Below are 21,696 nucleotides of genomic sequence, written 5' to 3' on the forward strand. Positions count from 1 at the left end.
GATCCACGTGACCGCACTGACGGCCAACTTCATCACCGACAACGGGGTGACGATGATCGACGGGCTCGCCACCGGCGTCCTGCTCTTCGTCATCGCCCTCGGGCTCTCGCTCGTCTTCGGCGTCATGGACGTGCTCAACCTCGCCCACGGAGCGATCTACCTCGTCGGCGCCTACGTCGCCGTCGCGCTGATCGGCGGGGGATCGACCATGACGCTGGTCGCCTTCGGCGGCGCCGTGCTGCTCGCGGCACTCATCGGCGGCATCGGCGGGTGGGGGCTGTCGGCGATGGTCCGACCGGTGGCCCACCGCGGCCACCTGGACCAGGCCCTGCTCACGCTGGGCATCGCGCTCGTCGTCTCCGACCTCGTCTCGATGCGGTTCGGCAACGACGTGCGCTCCATCCCGGCGCCGCAGGGCCTGGACGGGAGCGTGACGATCTTCGGGCAGTCCTACCCGCTCTACCGGTTGGTCGTCATCGTCGTCGGCGCCCTCCTGGCAGTGGCGGCGCTCTACGTCATCGAGCGCACCCGCGTCGGCTCGCTCGTGCGGGCCTCGGTCGTCGACCCCCAGATGGTCTCCGCCCTGGGGGTCGACACCAAGCGCCTCGTGACCGGCGTCTTCGCCGTCGGTGCGGCACTGGCCGCGGCCGGCGGCGTCATCGGCGGGCCGATCCTCTCGGCCTACCCGGGCCTGGACAACCGGATCCTGCTGCTCGGTCTCGTGGTCGTCGTCATCGGTGGCCTCGGCTCCGTGAGCGGGGCCCTCGTCGGGGCCCTCGTCATCGGCCAGATCGAGACCCTCGGCGTCTCGCTCCTGCCGGACCACGCGTCCTTCCTCGTCTTCGGCGCGATGGGCCTGGTCCTGCTCCTGCGACCCCAGGGCCTGCTCGGCACCAAGGAGGCGGCGGCATGAGGGACAAGCTCCCCGCGCTCCTCGCGGTCATCGTCGTCCTGCTCCTCGCGGCCGTCCCGCTGATCTTCCCGGCCGACACGGCCAACACGCTGAGCAGGGTGCTCGCGCTGGCTCTTCTTGCCGTGAGCCTGGACCTGCTCGTCGGGGTCTCCGGCATGCCCTCGCTCGGGCACGCGGCCCCCTTCGGCGTCGGTGCCTACACGGCCGCGCTCGTGGCCCGTGACATCGATGCCTTCGCCCCCGTGGCGCTGCTCGCGGCCGTGGTGACCGGAGGCGTCTTCGCCCTCGTCACCGGGGTGCTCATGGTGCGCACCAAGGGCACCTACTTCCTCATGCTCACCCTCGCGATCGCCGAGCTCGTGCACGTCCTCGCGCAGCGCTGGAGCGGCCTGACCGGCGGGACCAACGGGCTCTACGGGATCCCGTCGATCACCCTCGCCCCCGGCGGTGAGCCGGTGACGCTCGCCGGCGTCCGGTACTGGTGGGTGCTGCTCGTCTTCCTCGTCGGCTTCGCCGTCGTCTGGTGGACGTCGCGCTCGACCCTGGGTCGCTCCCTTCGCGGCCTGCGGGACAACGAGGAGCGGATGGGCTCGCTCGGCTACTCCACCTTCCGGCTCAAGCTCGTCGTCTACGGCATCGCCGGGGCGGTCGCGGGCGCGGCCGGGTCCCTGTGGGTCGCGCAGAACCGCTTCGTCTCCCCGGAGGACCTCGCCTTCGAGGTCTCGGCCATGGCGCTGCTCGCGGTCGTCGTCGGCGGCCGCGGCCGCCTCTGGGGCGCCGTGCTCGGCGCGGCCCTGGTGACGATCGTGCGCGACGACATCGGCGCCTCCCTCGGGGGTCGCGGACCGCTGCTGCTCGGTCTCGTCTTCATCGCCGTCGTCTACCTCCTGCCGCACGGTTTCGCCGGCACCAGCTGGCGCCGGCTGCTCGTCCGACGATTCCAGGAGAAGAAGGCATGACCGTGCCGACCACCGATGTCCCGGCCCTCTCCCTGCGCGGCGTCACGAAGAAGTACGGCGCGCTCGTCGCCGTCGACGACGTGAGCCTCGACGTGGCGAAGGGGGGACGCCACGCCCTCATCGGCCCCAACGGAGCCGGCAAGTCGACCCTCTTCAACCTCGTGGCCGGCGGGCTGCCCGTCACCTCCGGCCAGGTCCTCCTCGCCGGGGAGGACGTCACCCGCCGCTCCGCGGCCTGGCGGGCGCGCCGCGGGCTGGGCAAGACCTTCCAGCACAGCTCGCTCTTCCTGTCGATGAACCCGCTCGACAACGTCGCCCTCGCGGCCCAGCGGGTCGCCGGCAAGGGGATGTCGTGGCTGACCTCGTCCCACCGACGCAACAGCGAGATCGACGACCTCGCCGAGCAGTGCGTCGCCGACGTCGGGCTCGCCGACCGGTCGCACATCATGACCGGCAACCTCAGCCACGGCGAGCGACGCCAGCTCGAGGTCGCGGTGGCCCTGGCCACGCGGCCGCAGCTGCTCCTGCTCGACGAGCCGGCCGCCGGCATGTCGCCCGCGGAGAGCCAGCGCTTCGCCGAGCTGGTCCACTCGCTGCCCGAAGACCTGACGGTCGTCATCATCGAGCACGACCTCGAGCTCGTCTTCCGGCTCGCCGACCGGGTGAGCGTGCTGCACCTCGGCGCACTCATCGCCGACGGCCCCGCGGACGAGGTGCGCGAGGACCCCACCGTCCAGCAGGCCTACCTGGGGGAGGACTCCCTCGAGGAGCTCTTCCACGAGGCACCCACCACCGAGGAGGCGGCCCGATGAGCGGCACCGGAGCAGACCTGAGGATCGCGGGCGTCGAGTCCGGCTACGGGGGCAGCACCGTCCTCACCGGGGTCGACCTGCACGTGGCGGCCGGCGAGACCGTGGCGCTGCTCGGGCGCAACGGCGTGGGCAAGACGACCCTCATGTCGACGATCATGGGGTTCGTCCCGACCCTCGCCGGCAGCATCCACGTCGGCGACGAGGACATCACCCGGATGCCGACGCACCGCAGGGCGGGTGTCGGGCTGGCGATCGTGCCCCAGGGGCGGCGGGTCTTCGCGCCGCTCACGGTGCACAACAACCTGCGCATCGCCGAGGGCAAGCACTCGGGGGAGTGGACGCTCGAGCGCGTCTACGAGCTCATGCCGCGGCTGCGCGAGCGACGCGGCAACCGGGGCGACCAGCTCTCCGGCGGCGAGCAGCAGATGCTCGCGATCGGGCGGGCGCTGCTGCTCGGCCCACGCGTGCTCCTGCTCGACGAGCCCTCCGACGGGCTCGCGCCGGCCATCGTGCAGCAGGTCATGGGCATCGTCTCCGAGCTCGCCCAGGAGGGCATCACGGTCCTCGTCGTCGAGCAGGACCTGCGTGCGGCCTTCTCCGTCGCCGACCGCGTCGTCGTCATGGAGAAGGGCCGCATCGTCCACGACAGCACCACCCACGAGTTCCGCGGGGACGCGGCGCGGGCGCGGCGGCTGCTCGGCGTCGGGTGAAAAAAGTGCTACACGCTCTTGACGTAGCGTGGGTGCGATGTAGAAGATAGGGACGTACCCCGACGTCGTGGTTCCTTCCGCGACGTCCGATCGGCACCGACGGAAGGTTTGACCGTGAGCGAGACCACCATCGACCAGGCCGCGGCCCCCGGGACGAGCGCGGAGCCCGCGTCCGCCCCGCCGGTCGTCGAGTTCCGCACCTCCCCGGAGCGCTACCGCCACTTCACCGTGGAGTACGACGGCGACGTCGCCACGGTGAAGCTGGCCGTCGACGAGCAGGGCGGCCTCGTCCCCGGCTACGAGCTGAAGATGAACAGCTACGACCTGGGCGTCGACATCGAGCTCTACGACGTCGTCCAGCGGATGCGCTTCGAGCACCCGGAGGTCAAGGCGGTCGTCATGACCGGTGGCCTGGAGCGGATGTTCTGCGCCGGCGCCAACATCCGGATGCTCGCGGCCTCGCCGCACAGCTGGAAGGTGAACTTCTGCAAGTTCACCAACGAGACCCGCAACGGCATCGAGGACGCGACCGCCAGCTCCGGCCAGAAGTGGATCGCGGCCCTCAACGGCACCGCGGCCGGTGGCGGCTACGAGCTCGCCCTGGCCTGCGACGACATCGTCCTCGTCGACGACAACAGCTCGACGGTCTCCCTGCCCGAGGTCCCGCTCCTGGGTGTCCTCCCCGGCACCGGCGGCCTGACCCGGGTCGTGGACAAGCGGCACGTGCGCAAGGACCGCGCCGACCTCTTCGCGACGAAGTCCGAGGGCTACCGCGGCAGCACCGCCGTCGAGTGGGGCCTCATCGACGCGACGATCCCGCGCGGTGCCTGGGACGAGGAGATCAGCAAGCGGGCCCACGCCGCGGCCGCCGAGTCCACCCGTGGTGGGCAGGCGGGCGAGGGTGTCGAGCTCCCCGAGCTGGAGCGCACGATCGACGGCGACGTCATCTCCTACAGCCACGTCGCCGCGACCCTGGACCGCGCCGGCCGACGGGTCGACATCACCGTCTCCGCACCGACCGAGGCGCCGCCGGCGGACGCCGAGGCCGCCCGGGCGCAGGGGGTCGACTACTACCCGCTCGCCCTGGCCCGCGAGCTCGACGACCTCATCCTGCACCTGCGCACCAACGAGCTGCAGCTGGGCACCTGGGTCCTGCGCACGAGCGGTGACCAGGAGCTCGTCCTCGCCCACGACGCCAAGCTCGAGGAGTGGTCCGAGCACTGGTTCGTCAACGAGGTGGTGCACTACCTCAAGCGCACGCTGAAGCGTCTCGACGTCACCTCGCGCAGCCTCATCGCGGTCATCGAGCCCGGCTCGGCCTTCGTCGGCACGCTCCTGGAGCTCGCGCTCGCCGCGGACCGCCAGTACATGCTCGAGGGTGTCTACGAGGACGTCGACCCCGACGCGACCCCGGCGACCATCCGCCTGACCGACGTCAACGACGGCCGCTACCCGATGGGCAACGGGCTCACCCGCCTCGAGTCGCGCTTCTTCGGTCGCGAGCAGGACCTCGAGACCGCGCGCGCCGCCAAGGGCACCGACCTCGACGCCGCCGCCGCCGACGCCGCCGGGCTCGTCACCACCGCCCTCGACGACATCGACTTCGAGGACGAGCTGCGCATCGTCCTCGAGGAGCGGGCCGCCCTCAGCCCCGACGCCCTGACCGGCATGGAGGCCAACCACCGCTTCGTCGGCCCCGAGACGATGGAGACCAAGATCTTCGGTCGGCTCACCGCCTGGCAGAACTGGATCTTCATCCGCCCCAACGCCTCCGGCCCGGAAGGCGCCCTGCGGCGCTACGGGTCCGGCCAAAAGGGCGAGTACAACCTGGAGAGGGTCTGAGGCGCATGTCGGACGCCGGCTTCAACGCTGCAGCCTGGCTCGTCGACCGGGTCGCCGTGGAACGCGGTGACCACCCGGCCGTCGAGACGCCCTCGCAGACGGTGACGTACACCGAGCTCGTCGAGCTCACCGGCCGCGTGGCCGCGGGACTGCGGTCCCTCGGCCTGCGCCGGGACGACCGGGTCGTCTTCGTCGCCAACGACGACATCGCCCTCTTCACGGGCATCCTCGGGGCCATCCGCGGCGGATTCGTCGCGGTCCCGGTCTCGACGATGTACGGCCCCGCCGAGCTGGCCGAGATCATCGGCGACTCGGGCGCCGTCGCCCTCGTCGCGAGCGACACCTTCGCCGAGCCGGCGGCCCGGGCCGCGGCCGCGTGCCCGGAGCTGCGCCAGGTCATCTGGGACGGCGACCCCGGCGAGGCCGCCGCTGCGGCCCAGGGCGTCGAGCAGCTCTCGTTCGATCAGCTGCTCGAGCGCGGGGCGGCCGCCGACGCGGCCGGGCGCGAGCCCGTGCCCGCCGGACCGGACGCCTGGGCCCTGTGGCTCTACACATCCGGCACGACGGGCAAGCCCAAGGGCGCGATGCACCGGCACGACAACATCCGCATCGTCACGCAGACCTACGGGACCCAGGTCCTGGGCATCACCGAGGACGACCGCTGCCTGTCCGTGGCCAAGCTGTTCTTCGCCTACGGCATCGGCAACTCGATGTTCTTCCCGCTCTCGGTGGGGGCGACCGCCGTCCTCAACCCCGAGCGCCCCACCCCGACCGGCATGGCCGAGCGGGTCGTGCAGGGCCGGGCGACGCTCTTCTTCGGGGTGCCGACCTTCTACGCCGGGCTGCTGGTCAGCGACATCCCCGACGACACCTTCGCCGGTGTCCGCCTCGGGGCCTCGGCGGGCGAGCCGCTGCCGCCCGGGGTTCAGGAGCGGATGCTCGCGCGCTTCGGTCTCGAGATCCTCGACGGGATCGGCTCGACCGAGTGCCTGCACATCTTCCTGTCCAACCGCCCGGGAGAGATCCGCATGGGCACGACCGGCCGGGCCGTGCCGGGCTACGACCTCGAGATCCGTGACCTCGACGGCACGCTCGTCGAGGACGGCGAGCCGGGCACGCTCTTCGTGCGCGGCGCCTCCTCGGCGCTGGGGTACTGGCGCCGGGCGGAGGCCACGCGCACCGTCTTCCAGGGCGAGTGGGTCAACACGGGTGACACCTACGTGCGCGACGCCGACGGCTACTACACGTGCATGGGCCGGGCCACCGACCTGCTCAAGGCCGGTGGCATCTGGGTCAGCCCGACCGAGGTCGAGGACCGACTGCTCGCCCACGACGCCGTGCTCGAGTGCGCCGTCGTCGGCCAGGAGGACGCCGACGGTCTCGTCAAGCCGGTCGCCGCGGTCGTCACGCGCTCCGCGGTGAGCGCGGAGGACCTCGACGCCTGGTGCCGCGAGGGGCTGGCGCCCTTCAAGCGGCCCCGTCACGTCTACTTCGTCGACGAGCTGCCCAAGACCGCGACCGGCAAGATGCAGCGGTTCAAGGTGCGTGCCCTCGTCAAGGAGCTGCAGGCCAAGGAGGCCGTCTCATGACCACCACGACCGTCGACCTGCTCATCGTGGGCGCGGGACCCGTCGGGCTCTTCGGGGCCTACTACGCGGGCGTCCGCGGCCTGAGCACCGCCGTCATCGACAGCCTGAGCCAGGTCGGTGGGCAGGTGAGCGCGATGTACCCGGAGAAGCAGATCTTCGACATCGCCGGCTTCCCGGCCGTGTCCGGACGCCAGCTCATCACCAACCTCGTCGAGCAGGCCGCGCCGTACGCCCCGACGTACCTGCTGGGGCAGGAGGCCCAGCAGCTCGAGCACGTGCCGGGCGAGGACGGCCGCGAGCGTCTCGTCGTCACGACGAGCACCGGGGACCGCATCGACGCGGGTGCGGTCGTCGTCACCGGCGGCATCGGCACCTTCACGCCGCGCACGCTGCCCGCGGGCGAGGACTTCCTCGGCCGTGGCCTCGAGTACTTCGTGCCGAGCTCGGCGGAGTACGCCGGCCAGGACGTCGTCATCGTCGGCGGCGGCGACTCCGCGGTCGACTGGGCCAACATGCTGCACCCGATCGCGCGTAGCGTGACCCTCGTGCACCGCCGGGACCAGTTCCGTGCCCACCACGCGTCGGTCGAGCAGATGCAGGCCGCGCCGGTCGAGGTCGTGCTCAACGCCCAGGTCACCGAGACCGTCGGCGACGGGACGCTCCAGTCGGTGACGATCACGCCGAAGGGGGAGGAGCCCCGGTCCCTCCCGTGCACCCGCCTCGTCGCGGCCCTCGGGTTCACCGCGAACCTCGGCCCGCTGCGCGAGTGGGGAGTCGAGCTGCACGACAACCGGCACCTCGTCGTCGACCCGGCCATGCGCACCAACGTCGCGGGCGTCTTCGCCGCCGGTGACATCACCGACTACGACGGCAAGGTGCGGCTCATCGCCGTCGGCTTCGGCGAGGTGGCCACGGCGGTCAACAACGCGGCCGTGCACATCGACCCCGACGCGCAGCTCTTCCCCGGTCACTCGACCGACAACCAGCCCGCGGTCCCGCAGCCCGCCTGACACACCGCAGAGAGGACATCGACATGCCGTACGTCATCGCCGGCCACTGCCTCGACGTCATGGACACCTCGTGCACCGAGGAGTGCCCCGTCGACTGCATCTACGAAGGGGAGCGCAAGCTCTACATCAACCCCAAGGAGTGCATCGACTGCGGCGCCTGCGAGCCCGTGTGCCCGGTCGAGGCGATCAGCCAGGACCGTCGGGTGCCCGAGGACATGGCCGAGCACATCGAGGACAACCGACGCTTCTTCACCGAGGTCCTGCCGGGCCGTGACGAGCCGCTCGGCGCCCCCGGTGGCTCGCACAAGACCGGTGCCATCGGGGTCGACACCCCGATGGTCGCCGACCTGTAGAGCGCGCCGTGCTCGACGGTCACGTCCTCGTGGACGCCCACATCCACCTGCCCGTGCTCTCGACGCTGTCGTCGTCGTGGATCGACTGGGCTCGCCAGTTCGGCCCCGACGGGGTGCTCGAGCGGGCCTGGGACGGCGAAGGGATACCCCGTCCCGCCGCCGTCGACGAGCTCTTCGCCGAGCAGGGGGTCGACATCGCGATCCTCTTCTGCGAGTACAGCCCCAAGGCCACCGGGATGCAGCTCTTCGACGACCTGCTGCCGGTCGTCGAGCACAACCCGGCGCGCTTCCGGCCGATGGCCAATGTCAACCCGCACCTGCACCACCCGATCGGCGACGAGGTGCGGCGCCAGCTCGGCCACGGTGCGGCGGGCCTGAAGCTGCACCCCGTGCACGGCGGCTTCACCTGCGACGACCCGATGCTCTACCCCGCCTACCAGGTCCTCGTCGAGGAGGGGGCGCCGCTCGTCGTCCACTGCGGCACCTCGACCTTCGCCGGGTCGTCCAACCAGTACGCGGACCCGAGCCATCTGCTCGCCGTGACCCGGGACTTCCCGGAGCTGGACATCGTGCTCGCCCACGGCGGTCGAGGCTGGTGGTACGAGCAGGCCGCCTTCATGGCGATGAGCAACCCCCGCGTGTGGATCGAGCTGTCCGGGCTGCCGCCCAAGCGGCTGCCGCAGTACTACGCCGCGGCGGGACTGGAGCGGCTCGCCAAGAAGATGATCTTCGCGACCGACTGGCCCGGCGTGCCCGGCGCCGACGTCAACGCCCGCGCCGTCGCGGACCTGGTGCCCGAGGCAGACGTCGCTGCGGTCCTCGGGGGCAACGCCCTTCGTCTCTACCGTGGGCTGGAGGTGCAGTGAGGTGGCGGTCTACGCGCTCGGTGAGCTCACCCCGCACATCCCCGACTCCGCCTTCATCCACCCGGACGCCGTCGTCATCGGCGCGGTGACGCTCGGCGAGCAGGCCTCCGTGTGGCCGACCGCGGTGCTGCGGGCCGACTTCGGCCGGATCGTCGTCGGCGACCGGACCTCGGTGCAGGACGGCACCGTCGTGCACTGCATCGAGGAGCAGGCCACCTCCATCGGCGCCGACTGCGTCGTCGGGCACAACGTCCACCTCGAGGGCTGCACCGTCGGCGACCGGTGCCTCGTCGGCTCCGGGTCCGTGGTGCTCAACCACGCGAGCGTCGGCGACGGGTCGGTCATCGGGGCCGGTGCCGTCGTCACCCAGCACACGGTCGTCCCGGCCGGGTCGATGGCCGTCGGCGTCCCGGCCCGGACCCGACCCGTCCCCGCCGAGGCCACCGAGTGGGTCCGCTTCGGGGTCGGCGAGTACCTGACCAACTCCGCCCGCTACCGCGACCAGCTGCGCCGGCTCGACTGACGCACCGCCCGACCGACACACCACGAAGGGATCGATCATGAACGACGCAACCCAGGGTGTCCCTGCCGCCGAGCTGAGCGACGAGGAGCTCGAGGCCCAGGGCACCCGAGCCCACGAGACCCGCAACTGGGTCTTCCTGCACGGCAGCGCCGAGCAGTTCGCCCATCACACGGCCCGCATGCTCGAGCTCGAGCGCGAGTACGTGCGCCGTTTCCCCAAGCGCACCTGGCAGGGCAGCGGCGGCGCGCCGACCGACCTCGCCCAGACCGCCGCGTCGTGGCGCGAGACGGTGCGCGGCGTCATCGCCCAGCTCGAGGCGCTCGTCGAGCTGCCCGACCCGCAGACCCCCGCGGGGTCCGGCGACGGCGACCCGGTCCGGGCCTTCCTGCAGCGGCTCGCCGACAACGGCGGTCGGCTCAACAAGCTCGAGGCGCACCAGGCCGCCCGCGAGGTCGGGCTCGACCCCGCCGTGCGCGCCGACCTCTACAAGGCCGACCCCCAGCTCGTCGCCACCGAGGGCACCGACCGCGTCCTCACCGACGCCGGCCGTGCCCGGCTGGCGGGGGAGGCATGAGCCGGACCCGGCACGCCTACCTCGTCGACGGGGTCCGCACGCCGATCGGACGCTACGGCGGCGCGCTGTCGGGCGTGCGCCCCGACGACCTCGCGGCGCACGTCGTGGCCGAGCTGCTGGACCGGCACGTGGGCCTCGACCCCGCCCGTATCGACGACGTGGTCCTCGGCAACGCCAACCAGGCGGGCGAGGACAACCGCAACATCGCGCGCATGGCCGCGCTGCTCGCCGGTCTGCCCGTCAGCGTGCCGGGGACGACGATCAACCGGTTGTGCGGCTCGGGCCTCGACGCCGTGGGCTACGCCGCCCGGGCCGTCGTCGCCGGTGACGCCGACCTCGTCGTCGCCGGCGGTGTCGAGAGCATGAGCCGGGCCCCCTTCGTCCTGCCCAAGGCCGAGACCCCCTTCGCCCGCGGCATGACGGTGGAGGACACGACGATCGGCTGGCGCTTCGTCAACCCGCACATGGAGCGGATGTACGGCACCGACCCGATGCCGCGGACGGCGGAGAACGTCGCGGTCGACCACAAGATCTCCCGCGAGGACCAGGACGCCTTCGCGCTGCGCTCGCAGGAGCGGGCCGCGGCCGCGATCGCCTCGGGCCGGCTGGCGCGCGAGATCGCGCCGGTGAGCGTCCCGCGGCGCAAGGCCGACCCGGTCCTCGTCGACACCGACGAGCACCCGCGCTCCACGTCGCTGGAGGCCCTCGGCGGGTTGCGCCCCCTCTTCGAGGGCGGCACCGTCACCGCCGGCAACTCGTCGGGGGTCAACGACGGCGCCGCCGCCCTCCTCGTCGCCTCGGAGGCCGCCGTCGAGGAGCACGGGCTCACGCCGCTCGCCCGCGTCGACGCGGTGACGGCGATCGGCGTCGAGCCGAGGGTCATGGGCATCGGTCCGGCCCCGGCCGTGCAGCGCCTGCTGGCGCGCACCGGTGTCGCGCTCGAGGACGTGGGTGTCATCGAGCTCAACGAGGCCTTCGCGTCGCAGGGCCTGGCGGTCCTGCGCGAGCTCGGGATCGCCGATGACGACCCGCGGGTCAACCCGCACGGCGGCGCGATCGCCCTCGGCCACCCGCTCGGCATGAGCGGCGCGCGGATCGCGCTCTCGGCGGCGATCTCGCTGGCCGACGACGACCTCGACCACGCGATCGCGACGATGTGCATCGGGGTGGGCCAGGGGATCGCGGCGCTCATCTCCCGCCCGTGACCCCTGATTGGATGACCCCATGACCGACTCACCGCTCATCACCACCGTCCGCCACGACGCCGGCGTCGTCGAGGTCGTCCTCGACCGTCCGGAGGCGATGAACGCCGTCTCCACCGCGATGGCCGGTGCGCTGACGACGACCGGCGCCGTGCTGCGCGACGACACCTCGGTGCGCGCGGTCGTCGTGACGTCGAGCCACCCCAAGGCCTTCTGCGTCGGCGCGGACCTGAAGGAGCGCAACGGGTTCAGCGACGACGACCTGCGGGCCCAGCGCCCCGGCAACCGCCGGGCCTACCGTGCCCTGCTCGACCTGCCGGTGCCGACGATCGCGGCCGTCGACGGTCACGCCCTCGGCGGCGGCTGCGAGATCGCGCTCGCGTGCGACCTCGTCGTCGCCGGTCCGCGGGCGAGCTTCGCGTTGCCCGAGGTGGGCGTCGGGGTCATCCCGGGTGGCGGCGGGACGCAGCTGCTGACCCGTCGCATCGGCTGGTCGCGCGCCGCGGACCTGATCTTCACCGCACGCCGGGTCGACGGCCACGAGGCGCTGCGCCTGGGCCTGGCGGACCGGTGCGTCGACGACGCGCGCGCTGAGGCGCTCGCCCTGGCCGCCACGATCGCCGAGCACTCGCCGGTGGGCGTGCGCAACGCGAAGGCGGCGATGCGCGGCGGGCTCGACCTCACCCTCGACGAGGGCTTCGACCTCGAGGACGCCCGCTGGCACGACACCGCCTTCAGCGCCGACCGGGCCGAGGGAGTGCGCGCCTTCGCCGAGAAGCGCAAGCCGCGGTGGCCCGGCCTCGACTGACCGCAGGGGGCGGTCCGCTCAGTCCTGCTCGGTGAGCCCCGGGGCGGCCTCGCGCCACTGGGCGTGGGTGCGCGCCACGAACGCCTCGCCGCGGTGGGTCGCGTGGTCGTCGGCGATGAGCCGGCAGGTCGGGTCGTCCTGCGGCAGCAGGCTGACCACGGCGTCGGCCGTGTCGGCCAGTCGGCACTCGCCGTGCTCGAGGGCCGGGCAGGTGCGTCCGGCGTCGTTGACCGGGCCCTGGCACTTGCGCACCTCCACGCCCGCCTCCCACAGCGCCTCGACCTCGGGGGTGTCGAACAGGGTGCGGGTCTCGATGAGCACCTTGCGCGCGGCGCGCCCGGTCGGCCACGGGGGCATGAGGTCGTCGGTCGCGAGGTCGAAGACGACCTCGCCCTGCTCCACCGGCGCGGCGATCGCCGCGCTCGTCGTCCGCAGCAGGCGCAGCATCCCGCGGTTGTCCGTGCGCACGACGGCCCGGAGCGTGAGGAGGCCGTCGGCGGCCGCCCGTTCCCGCAGCGCGCCGAGCATCCGGGTGCCCAGACCGCGGCCCTGCTGGCTGTCGGCCACGGCCATCGCGAGCTCCGGTGGCTCGTCCTCGCTCGTCCGCTCGTACCGGGCCTCGGCGACGACGACCCCCGCGCGCAGCGCGACGAGGGAGGTGGTGCCCGGGCGCAGCACCGCGAGGTCGGCGATCTCGTCGGGTGCGACGGCGTGGGAGAAACGCAGTCGGGCAGACGTGGGCGAGAGCTCCGCGAGGAGACGCGCGATGCCCCCTTCGTCCCGGGGTGTGGCCGCCCGGATCATGAGCTCGTCCTGCGCCATGGCTCCTCCTGCGAGCAGTCTACGACCGGCGCCGCAGCCGAACCGGGTGTCGGTGCCCGGGCATAGGCTGACGGCGTGATCGACCTCCACGCGCACTCCTCCCAAAGCGACGGCACCGACGCGCCCGCCGACCTGCTCGCGCAGGCCGCAGAGGCGGGTCTGACGACCCTCGCGATCACCGACCACGACACCACCGCCGGGTGGGACGAGGCGGCTGCAGCCGCCGCTCGCCGCGGGGTCGCGCTGGTGCGCGGGGCCGAGCTCTCGACCCGGCACCGGGGCAAGTCCGTGCACCTGCTCGCGTACCTCTTCGACCCGGCCGACGAGCCCTTGTCCGAGGAGATGCGCCGGATGCGCGAGGACCGCGTGCCGCGGCTGCGGCGGATCGTCGAGCACATGGCCGACGACGGCTTCGGCGTCACCTGGGAGGACGTCCTCGAGCAGGTCGAGCCGGGCGCGGCGCTCGGGCGACCGCACCTGGCCGACGCGCTCGTCGCCAACGGGGTCGCGGCCGACCGCAACGAGGTCTTCACCCGTTGGCTGCACAACGGCTCGGTCTACTACGAGCCGCACTACGCCGTCGAGACCGCCGAGGCCGTGCGGCTGGTCCTGGCCGCCGGTGGGGTGCCCGTGGTGGCGCACCCCTTCGCCACCAAGCGGCAGCGCTCGCTCGACGCCGACGACGTCGCCGGGCTCGCCGCGGCCGGGCTCGTGGGCATCGAGGCCGACCACCGCGACCACGACGACGCCGGTCGCGCGCTCGCGCACGAGCTCGCCCGGCGCCACGAGCTCGTCGTCACGGGGAGCAGCGACTTCCACGGTGACGGCAAGGACAACCGCCTGGGGGAGAACACCACCGCGCCCGAGTCCCTCGAGCGCATCGTGGCGGCGTCCTCCGGCACCGTCCCCGTCCTCGCCTGAGGCAGCAGATCCCCAGCAGGAGGGCATAGCGTCGCGGCATGACCGATCAGCAGCGTCAGCAGCTCGTCATCGACACCCTCGAGGCGGCCTTCGCCGACCTCATGGAGGCCTCTCCCGCCGCGTTCCGGGTGAAGTTCCGCAAGATGGCCGACCACCCCTTCGCCTTCTACCGGGGGACCGCCTGCCTCTTCCACCGCGACCTCGCCGGCACGGAGGAGCCCTGGGCCGACGAGCGGACCGGACGGGTGTGGATCCACGGTGACCTGCACGTCGAGAACTTCGGGACGTACATCAACTCTCACGGCGAGCTGGTCTTCGACGTCAACGACTTCGACGAGGCCTACATCGGCCCCTTCACCTGGGACCTGCGCCGCTTCGTCGCCGGGCTGGCCGTCATGGGGTGGCGCAAGGCGCTGCCCGAGCAGGCGGTGCGTGACCTGGCCACCACCTACCTCACCAGCTACATCGAGCGCGTCCACCAGTTCGTCGGCAAGAGCGACGACTCCGAGTTCGCCCTGCGGCTGGGCAACACGCAGGGCGCGATCCACGCCACCCTGCAGCTGGCCCGCCGCAGCAGCCGCGTCGGGATGCTCGACTCGATGACCGAGGTGCACGACGCCGGCCGGCGGTTCCTCGACGGGCCCGGCGTGCGCCGCCTCGAGGAGGACGAGCGCGAGCTGGTCCTCGAGGCCTTCGCGGGCTACCTCGGCACCATCCCCGAGGCCAAGAGGATGGAGCGGGAGAACTTCTACGCCGTCAAGGACGTCGTGGGCCGCTCCGGGTTCGGCATCGGCAGCGCGGGTCTGCCCGCCTACAGCGTGCTGATCGAGGGGTTCAACGAGGCCCACGAGAACGACATCGTCCTGTCGATGAAGCAGGCCAACCACCCGGCGCTGGCCGACGTGGTCGACGAGCCGCGCATGCGTGACCTCTTCGCCCACGAGGGTGAACGCACCGTGGTCAGCCAGCGGGCGCTGCAGGTCCACGCCGACCCGCTCCTGGGGTTCACGAGCGTGCGGGGTGTGGGCTACGTCGTCGACGAGGTCTCGCCCTACGAGCTCGACCTGTCCTGGTCCGACCTGCACGAGCCCGACGACATCGCGATGGTCGTCGCCGACCTCGGCCGGGCCACGGCCAAGATCCACTGCGTCTCGGACGCCGACAGCGACCACACCGTCGTCGACTTCCAGACGGAGGAGGCGATCGCCCGGGTCATCGAGGGCCGCGAGGAGGATCTGGTCCGGGACCTCGTGGACTTCGGCATCGACTACGCGGCGCGGGTGCGCTCCGACCACGCCCTCTTCGTCGAGGCCTTCCGGGAGGGACGGATCGGCTCGGTGCAGGCCGTCTGAGGCCCCATTGGCGCGTCGCGGTGGCGCCGCGGCGGAGCCCGGGTGAGAGGATGAGCGCGGCATCGACTCCCATCGAAAGGCGTCACACGTGGCACGGGCGAAGAAGGCAGCCATCATCGCTGTCGCGAACCAGAAGGGCGGCGTCGCCAAGACGACGTCGGTCGCGTCCATCGGTGCCGCGATGGCCGAGCTCGGTCAGCGGGTCCTGCTCGTCGACCTCGACCCGCAGGCGAGCCTGACCTTCAGCCTCGGGGTCGATCCGGACGCCGTGGAGCTGTCCGTCAACGAGGTCGTCCTCGGCCAGGCCGAGATCGGCGACGCGATCCTCGAGGCGGGGGAGGGCATCGACCTGCTGCCCTCGACGATCGAGCTCGCCGGCTCCGAGGCCCAGCTGCTGACCCGCCCCGGGCGCGAGTTCGTCCTCCAGTCCGTGCTCGAGGACGTGCGCGGGGACTACGACGTCATCCTGCTCGACTGCAGCCCGAGCCTGGGTGTCCTCACCCTCTCGGCGCTGACCGCCGCGACCGGCCTGATCATCCCCATGCAGGCCGAGATGCTCAGCCACCGCGGCGTCGGCCAGCTGCTCGATACCGTCAAGGACGTCAAGAAGCTGCTCAACAAGAAGCTCAAGACCATCGGGATCCTGCCGACGATGTACGACGGGCGCTCCAACCACGCCCGCGAGGTCCTCGACGACCTCGGGACGCGGTACAAGCTGCCGGTCCTGTCGCCGCCGATCCCGCGCACCGTCCGTTTCGCCGAAGCCCCCGCCGCCGGTCGGTCCATCCTCGACACTGCGCGCAGCAGCAAGGGCGCCGCCGCCTACCGCGAGGTCACCGAAGCGATCCTCGCCGCGATCTGAGCCGCCCGTGCCCACCCTGCAACGCGCCCGTAGCCTCGCCGTCGGTGGCCTCCGCGCCGTCCTCACCGGGGACCCCGCCGCCCGCCGGCGGGTGATCGACCCCCTTCGCGCCCGCGTCCGACCGACCCCGCTGCGCGGGCTCGACCCGCTCGTCGCCGGCTACGCCCGCGGCGCCGAGCAGATCGGCGTCGACGACCTCGTCGCCACCGGGCTGCGCACCCGCTCGACCCTGCTGCGTGAGGTCGCACGGACCCTCGCGGAGCGGACCGGAGCGCCGACCTGGCGTGCAGGCTACGCGGAGCTGCTGACGACGAGCGGGGACGAGGAGCTCGTGCGGGAGGGCTCGGCGATCCTCCGCGAGCTGATCGAGCAGGGGCACGCTGCGAGCCTCACGACCCGCCAGGCGCTCCTGCACGCCCACACCCTCCTGCTGCGCCAGACCGCTGCCGGTGAGGGGGCCGACGTGCTGCGCGCCCACCTGCCGCTGCTCACCCAGCTCTCCGAGGACGAGCGGCTGGACCTCGAGACCGACCTCGCGCACCCGTCGATCACCGGCGACGAGGCCGCGTGGTGGCGCCTGCTCACCCGCCGCTGGCGGGACGCCGGTGCGCTCGTGCCGCGCCTGCTGGACCAGGCCGAGCTCGCTGCGGTCATCGGCGAGGAGACGGCCGCGCAGTTCCCCGGCGGCGCTCCTGCCTACGACCGTGTCGGGGCCGACCCGGACGAGCTCGCGACGCTGAGGGCCGGTGTGGCACAGCGGGTCTCGGCAGCGGTGGGCCGCACGGTCACCGAGGACGAGCTGCCGACCGTCAGCGTCATCGTCACGGCGCACCGGCCGGGCCCGTGGCTCGCGACCGCGATCCGCGCCCTGCGCGACCAGACCTGGCCGCACCTCGACGTCGTCGTCGTCGACGACGCCTCCGGCCCCGAGCACACGGCCGAGATCGCCCGCATCGCCGGCCTGCACCCGACGGCGCGCATCATCACCCGCGAGCGCAACGGTGGCGCCTACCGTGCCCGCAACCTCGGCATCCGGAAGGCGAAGGGGGAGTACCTCGCCTTCCTCGACGCCGACGACTGGAGCCACCCCGAGCGCATCGAGCGCCAGGTGACCCCACTGCTCGCCGACCCGGACCTGCCCGCGACGCACGGCATGACCATCCGGCCGAGCGACGACCTGACGCTCGTGTGGCTCGGCTACCCGTCGACGCGGCTCAACGCCTCGGGGCTCGTCATGCCGCGTGCGACGATCGACCGGGTCGGCTCCTTCGACGACGTGCGCAAGAGCGCCGACAGCGAGTACGACGCGCGCATCGCCGCCGTGACCGGCATCGAGCCGCTCCTCGTCGAGCCCCCGCTGCAGCTGACCAGGCTGCGCGCAGGGTCCTTGTCCCGCAGCGACTTCGGCGTCGGGTGGGGCGTCGGCGCACGCATGGCCTACCGCTCGGCCTACAAGGTCTGGCACCGCCGCCTCGCGGTGGAGCGCGAGCGCGGCAGGCCCCTCACCGACCTCGACTGGGCGACCCGGCACGGCGAGTCCGACCCGGCGCGGGAGCGCGCCGAGGGGCGTCCCTTCGCGGCGCCCCACGTGTGGGTGTCGACGAGGCCCCACGCCCCCTTCGACGTCCTCGTCGTCGACGACGCGGCGGACCCGATGGCCGACGCCGGCGACCTCGTGGGCGCGATCGAGCGCCTGCGCGAGCTCGACGTGCGGATCGCCCTGCTGCACCGCGAGAACCCGGCGCGCCTGCGCCTGTACCGCAAGCCGCTGCTCGCCCCGGTCCGCCGGCTGCTCGACACGTGCGACGACGTGCTGCAGGTGCACCCCGAGGAGCGCGTCGAGGCGGCGGTGACCTGGGTGCGCCGCGCCGAGTCGCTGTCCGTGGGGCGCCCGGCGCCCGACGTCGTGACCGGTGACGTGGTCGTCACCGAGCCCGTCGGCACGCGGACGCACCGCGTGGACCCGGCGTGGACCCGGGTGGCCGTCGAGACCGAGCTCGCGACGTGGGGTGTGCCGGAGGGCGCGGCGACGTGGCTGCCCGAGCACGCGGGCGAGGCCCGGGTGCACCACCTGCTGCGGGAGCGGCGATGAGCGCGCTCGGCGGCTCCGCCAAGGCTGTGCGCGCCGCCGTCCGGGACGCCACGGCCGGGCCGCGGGCCCGTCGCGAGGCGGTCCGGCGCCTGTCCCGGGTCAACGCCCCTGCTGCCGGGACGGCACCGAGCCGGGCCACCCTGCGCGTCGACGTGCACGCCTCCGAGCGGGTGCGTGCGGGCCTCGCGGACGAGTGGACCCTCACCGCCGTCGACCCCGACGCCGTGCTCGTCGAGGTGGACGCGCGGTCGGCGGTGACCCTCGAGGCCCCCTTCGCCGGGCAGCGCGCCGCCGTCCTCGCGGCCACCGTCCCGGTGCTCGTGTGGGTCACCGGGAGCGCGCGGGTCGCGGCCGACGCGGTCGAGCGGCTCGTCGCCGGTGCCACCGTCCCCGTGCACGTCTGCGTGGACGACGAAGGGAGCCTCCCGGACTGGGCGGCCCGGCTCGGTCGCGAGGTCCACCTCCTGCCGCCCGCCGCCGCCACGCGCATCCACTCGCCGGCAGCCGTCGGCGCGACCCGACGTCGCGAGCAGGTCGTCGCGCTGGTCGGCGACGCCGGCTACGACCGGGGGCGGCTGGCCCCGGTGCAGCCGCAGCGGCTCGACCTGCTCGGCGGGGACGACGCCGCCACCGAGATCCCCGGGGACCGTCCGGTGCTCGGCCGGTACCGGGCGGCGGCCTTCGTCGCCGACCGTCCCGCGACGCCGTGGCAGGTGCTCGAGGCCGCAGCCGCGGGCACCGCCCCCATCGCGACCCCCGCGGTGCTCGACCGGTTGCCGGACGCCGTGGCGGCCGAGACCGCCCGCGTCGAGGACGACACCCAGCTGGCCCTGCACGCCCGCGCCCACCTGTGGCAGGACGAGCTCGTCGACCGGGCCGGCCTGCGGGCCGGTCGCGAGGTGCGGGCCGCGCACGGCTTCGTCCACCGCGCTGCCGACCTGGAGGCCCTGCTCGAGCGGCCTCGCCCCCTGCGCGGGGTGCGGGGGACCCCCTTCGACCGCAGCGTGAGCGCCGTGATCTCGACCAACCGCGCCCACGAGCTCGGCACCGTCGCCGACAACATGGCCCGCCAGTCGCTCCTGCACTCCGGCGAGGTCCAGGTCGTCCTCGTCCTGCACGGGCTCGACGTCGACGAGGCAGAGGTGCGCGCACGCTTCCGCGACAAGGGGATCGACGAGATGACGGTCGTGGCCGCGGATGCCTCGCTCACCCTCGGCGCCTGCCTCAACCTCGGCATCGACGCCTCCGACGGTGCCCACGTCGCCAAGATCGACGACGACAACTTCTACGGCCGGCACTACCTGGTCGACCTCGTCGACGCGCTCGAGTACTCCGGCGCGGGGATCGCGGGCAAGTGGGCGCACTACACGTGGCTGCGCAGCACGGGTGCGGTGATCCTGCGGTTCCCGGCGAGCGAGCACCGCTTCGAGCGGCTGGTCCAGGGCGGGTCGATCCTCATGCGCGGCGACGTGGCCCGCGACCTGCGCTTCTCGGACCTGCCACGGGCGGTCGACACCGACCTGCTCGACCGGGCACAAGCCGCCGGCGTGCGGACCTACTCCTCGGACCGCTTCGGCTATGTCAGCATTCGCGGCACCGATCGGCACGCGCACACGTGGACGGTCGAGGACGCGTCCTTCATGAACAAGTCGAGCACAGTCGTCTTCTACGGCGACCCGCGCGAGCACGTCGACGTCTGAGCCCGCCCGCGACACTCGGGTGATGGCTCCAACAGGGGCTCGATAGGCGCCATCGCCCGAGTCTCGGCGGGCTCAGCCCCGGTGGGAGCCCAGCACCTGCTCGTAGATCTCGCGGTAGCGAACGCCGTTGGCCTCCCAGGAGCGCTCGGTCTCGACCCAGGCCCGCCCGGCCGCGGCCAGCTCGGCCCGGCGCGCCGGGTCCCCGGCCAGGCGCACGAGGGCCTCGGTGAGCGCCTCGGCGTCCCCGACGGCGAAGGACTCGCCGCGCTCGCCGTCACCGGTGATCTCAGTCAGGGCCGGCAGGTCGGACACGAGCACCGGCAGGCCGGCGGCCATGGCCTCGAAGGGCTTGAGCGGCGTGACCAGCCGCGCCGCCCGCTCGTCCACGCGGGGGACGACGAAGACGTCGACGAGGGCGTAGTGGTCGAGGACCTCCTCGTGGGGGACGCGGCCGGTGAGGACGACCGCGTCGCCCGCGCCGACCGCCGCGGCGTGCGCCTCGATCTCGGCCCGGCGGGTGCCGTCGCCGACGATGAGCGCGACCGCGTCGACGCCCCGCTCGCGCAGCGCGACGGCGGCGTCGACGAGCAGCTCCTGCCCCTCTCGGTAGTGGTCGAGGTTGGAGACGTAGCCGAAGACGAACCGCCCTGCGAGGCCGTACTGCTCGACGAGGTCGTCACGACGCGGCCGGGGGGCGAAGGCGCTCGCGTCGACGCCGTTGGGCACGACGTGCACCCGCTCGGCGGGGATCCCGCGGCCGACGATGTCCGAGCGCATCGACTCGCTGAGCGTGATGACCGCGTCGGCCGCTGCCATGCAGCGGGTGTCGGTGTCGCGCCGGCGACGGTAGGTCTCGGCCGACTCCGCCCGGTCGAGATCTTGGCTCCAGATCGCCTCGAAGAACCCGCGCACCTCGTAGACCCAGGGGATGTCGAGCGCGTCGGCGACGGCCCCGCCGACGAGGGCCGCGTCGTAGCCGCGCGAGCCGGAGTGCACGTGCAGCAGGTCGGGGGCCTCCTCGGCGACGACCGGCAGCAGGTGTGCCGCGTAGGCCTCGAGGTGGGCGTCGACGGTCTCCGCGCCCGGGACGTCGGCCCGCAGCAGGTGGCGGTGCCGGATCCCGTGGACCTCCTCGGCCGCGGGCGTGCCGGCGTCGCCGGGGAAGTCGAGCGCGGTGATCGCCACCGGCTCGACCCCGGACGCGACCTGCGCGGCGAGGTTGTATCGGGTGCGCACTGAGTAGCCCGACTGCCGGTGGGGCAGAGCGATCTTCAGCAGGTGGGCGACGCGGAGGGAGGGTTCCCTCCCTTCGCGCTCCTGCACGGTGCGCGCGGCGCGCACGGCGGTCGGGTCGAGGTGCGGTGACCAGTCGGGGTCGGTCTCCCGGAGGCGACCGGTCACCTGGGCCAGGGCGGCCTCGAGCCGGGTGCGCGCCGGCCCCGCGAAGCGCGGGGTCACCGTGAGCTGCTGCCGCGTGATCGTCTGCTGCAGGCTCGGCTCGCCGGCGCGCGAGGCACTGCGGCGGGCCTGGTCGAGGAAGGCGGAGTCCGTGCCGAGTGCCGGCAGCTCGCTGCGGACGAGCTCGACGGCCGCCGCGTGGTCGCGGGCCTCGGTCAGCGTCGCGACGCGCGCCGTGACGTCAGCGGCGCTCGACCCGTCGGACGCCGTCGGCCGGGGCCGCAGGCGCTGCAGGGTCGAGTAGGCACGGCGGGCGGCGCCTCGGGCGAGTGTCTTGGGGTCACGCACCCGGGCAGCCTAGTTCGCCGGGGCGAAGGGGGACGGGAAG

Annotated in this window: 20 protein-coding genes; 18 read left to right on the forward strand and 2 right to left on the reverse strand. The window is 73.1% G+C overall.

Going from position 1 to position 21,696, the window contains the following annotated elements; all coding sequences use genetic code 11:
• The first annotated feature begins 7 nt into the window (after positions 1-7).
• The 13 genes from V3C34_RS06590 to V3C34_RS06650 all read left to right on the forward strand — a co-directional run bounded on the left by V3C34_RS06590 (position 8) and on the right by V3C34_RS06650 (position 12,161).
• Entirely contained in the window at positions 8-913 is a 906-nt protein-coding gene (locus V3C34_RS06590) for a branched-chain amino acid ABC transporter permease (RefSeq protein ID WP_068325672.1), read from the forward strand.
• Positions 910-1,872: a branched-chain amino acid ABC transporter permease gene (locus tag V3C34_RS06595; RefSeq protein WP_068325670.1), complete on the forward strand. Its 963-nt coding sequence runs from the start codon at positions 910-912 to the stop codon at positions 1,870-1,872. Before V3C34_RS06590 ends, V3C34_RS06595 begins: the two co-directional genes overlap by 4 nt.
• The gene (locus V3C34_RS06600; RefSeq protein WP_338538564.1) at positions 1,869-2,684 is read left to right on the forward strand and encodes an ABC transporter ATP-binding protein; all 816 of its coding nucleotides are present in this window, start codon (positions 1,869-1,871) and stop codon (positions 2,682-2,684) included. The genes V3C34_RS06595 and V3C34_RS06600 overlap by 4 nt, the downstream gene beginning before the upstream one ends.
• On the forward strand, positions 2,681-3,394 hold the full coding sequence (locus V3C34_RS06605) for an ABC transporter ATP-binding protein (protein WP_068325665.1): 714 nt from the start codon (positions 2,681-2,683) through the stop codon (positions 3,392-3,394). Before V3C34_RS06600 ends, V3C34_RS06605 begins: the two co-directional genes overlap by 4 nt.
• A gap of 114 nt (positions 3,395-3,508) precedes the next feature.
• Positions 3,509-5,236 (forward strand): 2,3-epoxybenzoyl-CoA dihydrolase, encoded by a 1,728-nt coding sequence (boxC, locus tag V3C34_RS06610; protein ID WP_082807604.1) that lies wholly within the window; start codon positions 3,509-3,511, stop codon positions 5,234-5,236.
• A 5-nt stretch (positions 5,237-5,241) separates the two neighbouring features.
• Positions 5,242-6,825, forward strand: coding sequence for a benzoate-CoA ligase family protein (locus V3C34_RS06615; RefSeq protein WP_068325664.1), 1,584 nt, complete (start codon positions 5,242-5,244; stop codon positions 6,823-6,825).
• On the forward strand, positions 6,822-7,835 hold the full coding sequence (locus V3C34_RS06620) for an NAD(P)/FAD-dependent oxidoreductase (protein ID WP_068325662.1): 1,014 nt from the start codon (positions 6,822-6,824) through the stop codon (positions 7,833-7,835). Before V3C34_RS06615 ends, V3C34_RS06620 begins: the two co-directional genes overlap by 4 nt.
• 23 nt (positions 7,836-7,858) lie before the next feature.
• Entirely contained in the window at positions 7,859-8,188 is a 330-nt protein-coding gene (gene fdxA / locus V3C34_RS06625; RefSeq protein WP_068325660.1) for a ferredoxin, read from the forward strand.
• A gap of 8 nt (positions 8,189-8,196) precedes the next feature.
• Positions 8,197-9,054 (forward strand): amidohydrolase family protein, encoded by an 858-nt coding sequence (locus V3C34_RS06630; RefSeq protein WP_346008356.1) that lies wholly within the window; start codon positions 8,197-8,199, stop codon positions 9,052-9,054.
• A 1-nt stretch (position 9,055) separates the two neighbouring features.
• A complete protein-coding gene (locus tag V3C34_RS06635) occupies positions 9,056-9,577 on the forward strand; it encodes a gamma carbonic anhydrase family protein (RefSeq protein ID WP_338538561.1) in 522 nt (173 codons plus the stop codon).
• Positions 9,578-9,614: 37 nt separating this feature from the next.
• Positions 9,615-10,151, forward strand: a complete 537-nt coding sequence (locus tag V3C34_RS06640; RefSeq protein ID WP_068422848.1) for a DUF6158 family protein — start codon at positions 9,615-9,617, stop codon at positions 10,149-10,151.
• Positions 10,148-11,356, forward strand: a complete 1,209-nt coding sequence (gene pcaF / locus V3C34_RS06645) for a 3-oxoadipyl-CoA thiolase (protein WP_345914238.1) — start codon at positions 10,148-10,150, stop codon at positions 11,354-11,356. The genes V3C34_RS06640 and pcaF overlap by 4 nt, the downstream gene beginning before the upstream one ends.
• A 19-nt stretch (positions 11,357-11,375) precedes the next feature.
• Positions 11,376-12,161, forward strand: coding sequence for an enoyl-CoA hydratase/isomerase family protein (locus V3C34_RS06650; RefSeq protein ID WP_068325652.1), 786 nt, complete (start codon positions 11,376-11,378; stop codon positions 12,159-12,161).
• A gap of 18 nt (positions 12,162-12,179) precedes the next feature.
• On the opposite strand, the gene V3C34_RS06655 is transcribed toward V3C34_RS06650, so the two are convergent.
• Positions 12,180-12,983: a GNAT family N-acetyltransferase gene (locus tag V3C34_RS06655; protein WP_068325651.1), complete on the reverse strand. Its 804-nt coding sequence runs from the start codon at positions 12,981-12,983 to the stop codon at positions 12,180-12,182.
• 75 nt (positions 12,984-13,058) lie between these two features.
• On the opposite strand from V3C34_RS06655, the gene V3C34_RS06660 reads away from it, so the two are divergent.
• The 5 genes from V3C34_RS06660 to V3C34_RS06680 all read left to right on the forward strand — a co-directional run bounded on the left by V3C34_RS06660 (position 13,059) and on the right by V3C34_RS06680 (position 19,910).
• Positions 13,059-13,904 (forward strand): PHP domain-containing protein, encoded by an 846-nt coding sequence (locus tag V3C34_RS06660; RefSeq protein ID WP_068325650.1) that lies wholly within the window; start codon positions 13,059-13,061, stop codon positions 13,902-13,904.
• 38 nt (positions 13,905-13,942) lie between these two features.
• The gene (locus V3C34_RS06665) at positions 13,943-15,256 is read left to right on the forward strand and encodes a DUF2252 domain-containing protein (protein ID WP_068325647.1); all 1,314 of its coding nucleotides are present in this window, start codon (positions 13,943-13,945) and stop codon (positions 15,254-15,256) included.
• A gap of 88 nt (positions 15,257-15,344) precedes the next feature.
• Positions 15,345-16,118, forward strand: coding sequence for a ParA family protein (locus V3C34_RS06670; protein WP_068325645.1), 774 nt, complete (start codon positions 15,345-15,347; stop codon positions 16,116-16,118).
• Between the two features lie 7 nt (positions 16,119-16,125).
• On the forward strand, positions 16,126-18,210 hold the full coding sequence (locus tag V3C34_RS06675; RefSeq protein WP_346008357.1) for a glycosyltransferase family A protein: 2,085 nt from the start codon (positions 16,126-16,128) through the stop codon (positions 18,208-18,210).
• Complete coding sequence (locus tag V3C34_RS06680; protein WP_338538554.1) at positions 18,207-19,910, forward strand: hypothetical protein; 1,704 nt, start codon at positions 18,207-18,209, stop codon at positions 19,908-19,910. Before V3C34_RS06675 ends, V3C34_RS06680 begins: the two co-directional genes overlap by 4 nt.
• A 72-nt stretch (positions 19,911-19,982) precedes the next feature.
• Here V3C34_RS06680 and V3C34_RS06685 read toward each other — a convergent pair whose 3' ends face one another.
• Positions 19,983-21,656, reverse strand: a complete 1,674-nt coding sequence (locus V3C34_RS06685; RefSeq protein WP_346008358.1) for a glycosyltransferase family 4 protein — start codon at positions 21,654-21,656, stop codon at positions 19,983-19,985.
• Positions 21,657-21,696 lie beyond the last annotated feature (40 nt).

Origin of the sequence: Janibacter terrae (genome assembly GCF_039636765.1) — a bacterium.
GTDB classification, from domain to species: Bacteria; Actinomycetota; Actinomycetes; order Actinomycetales; family Dermatophilaceae; genus Janibacter; species Janibacter terrae.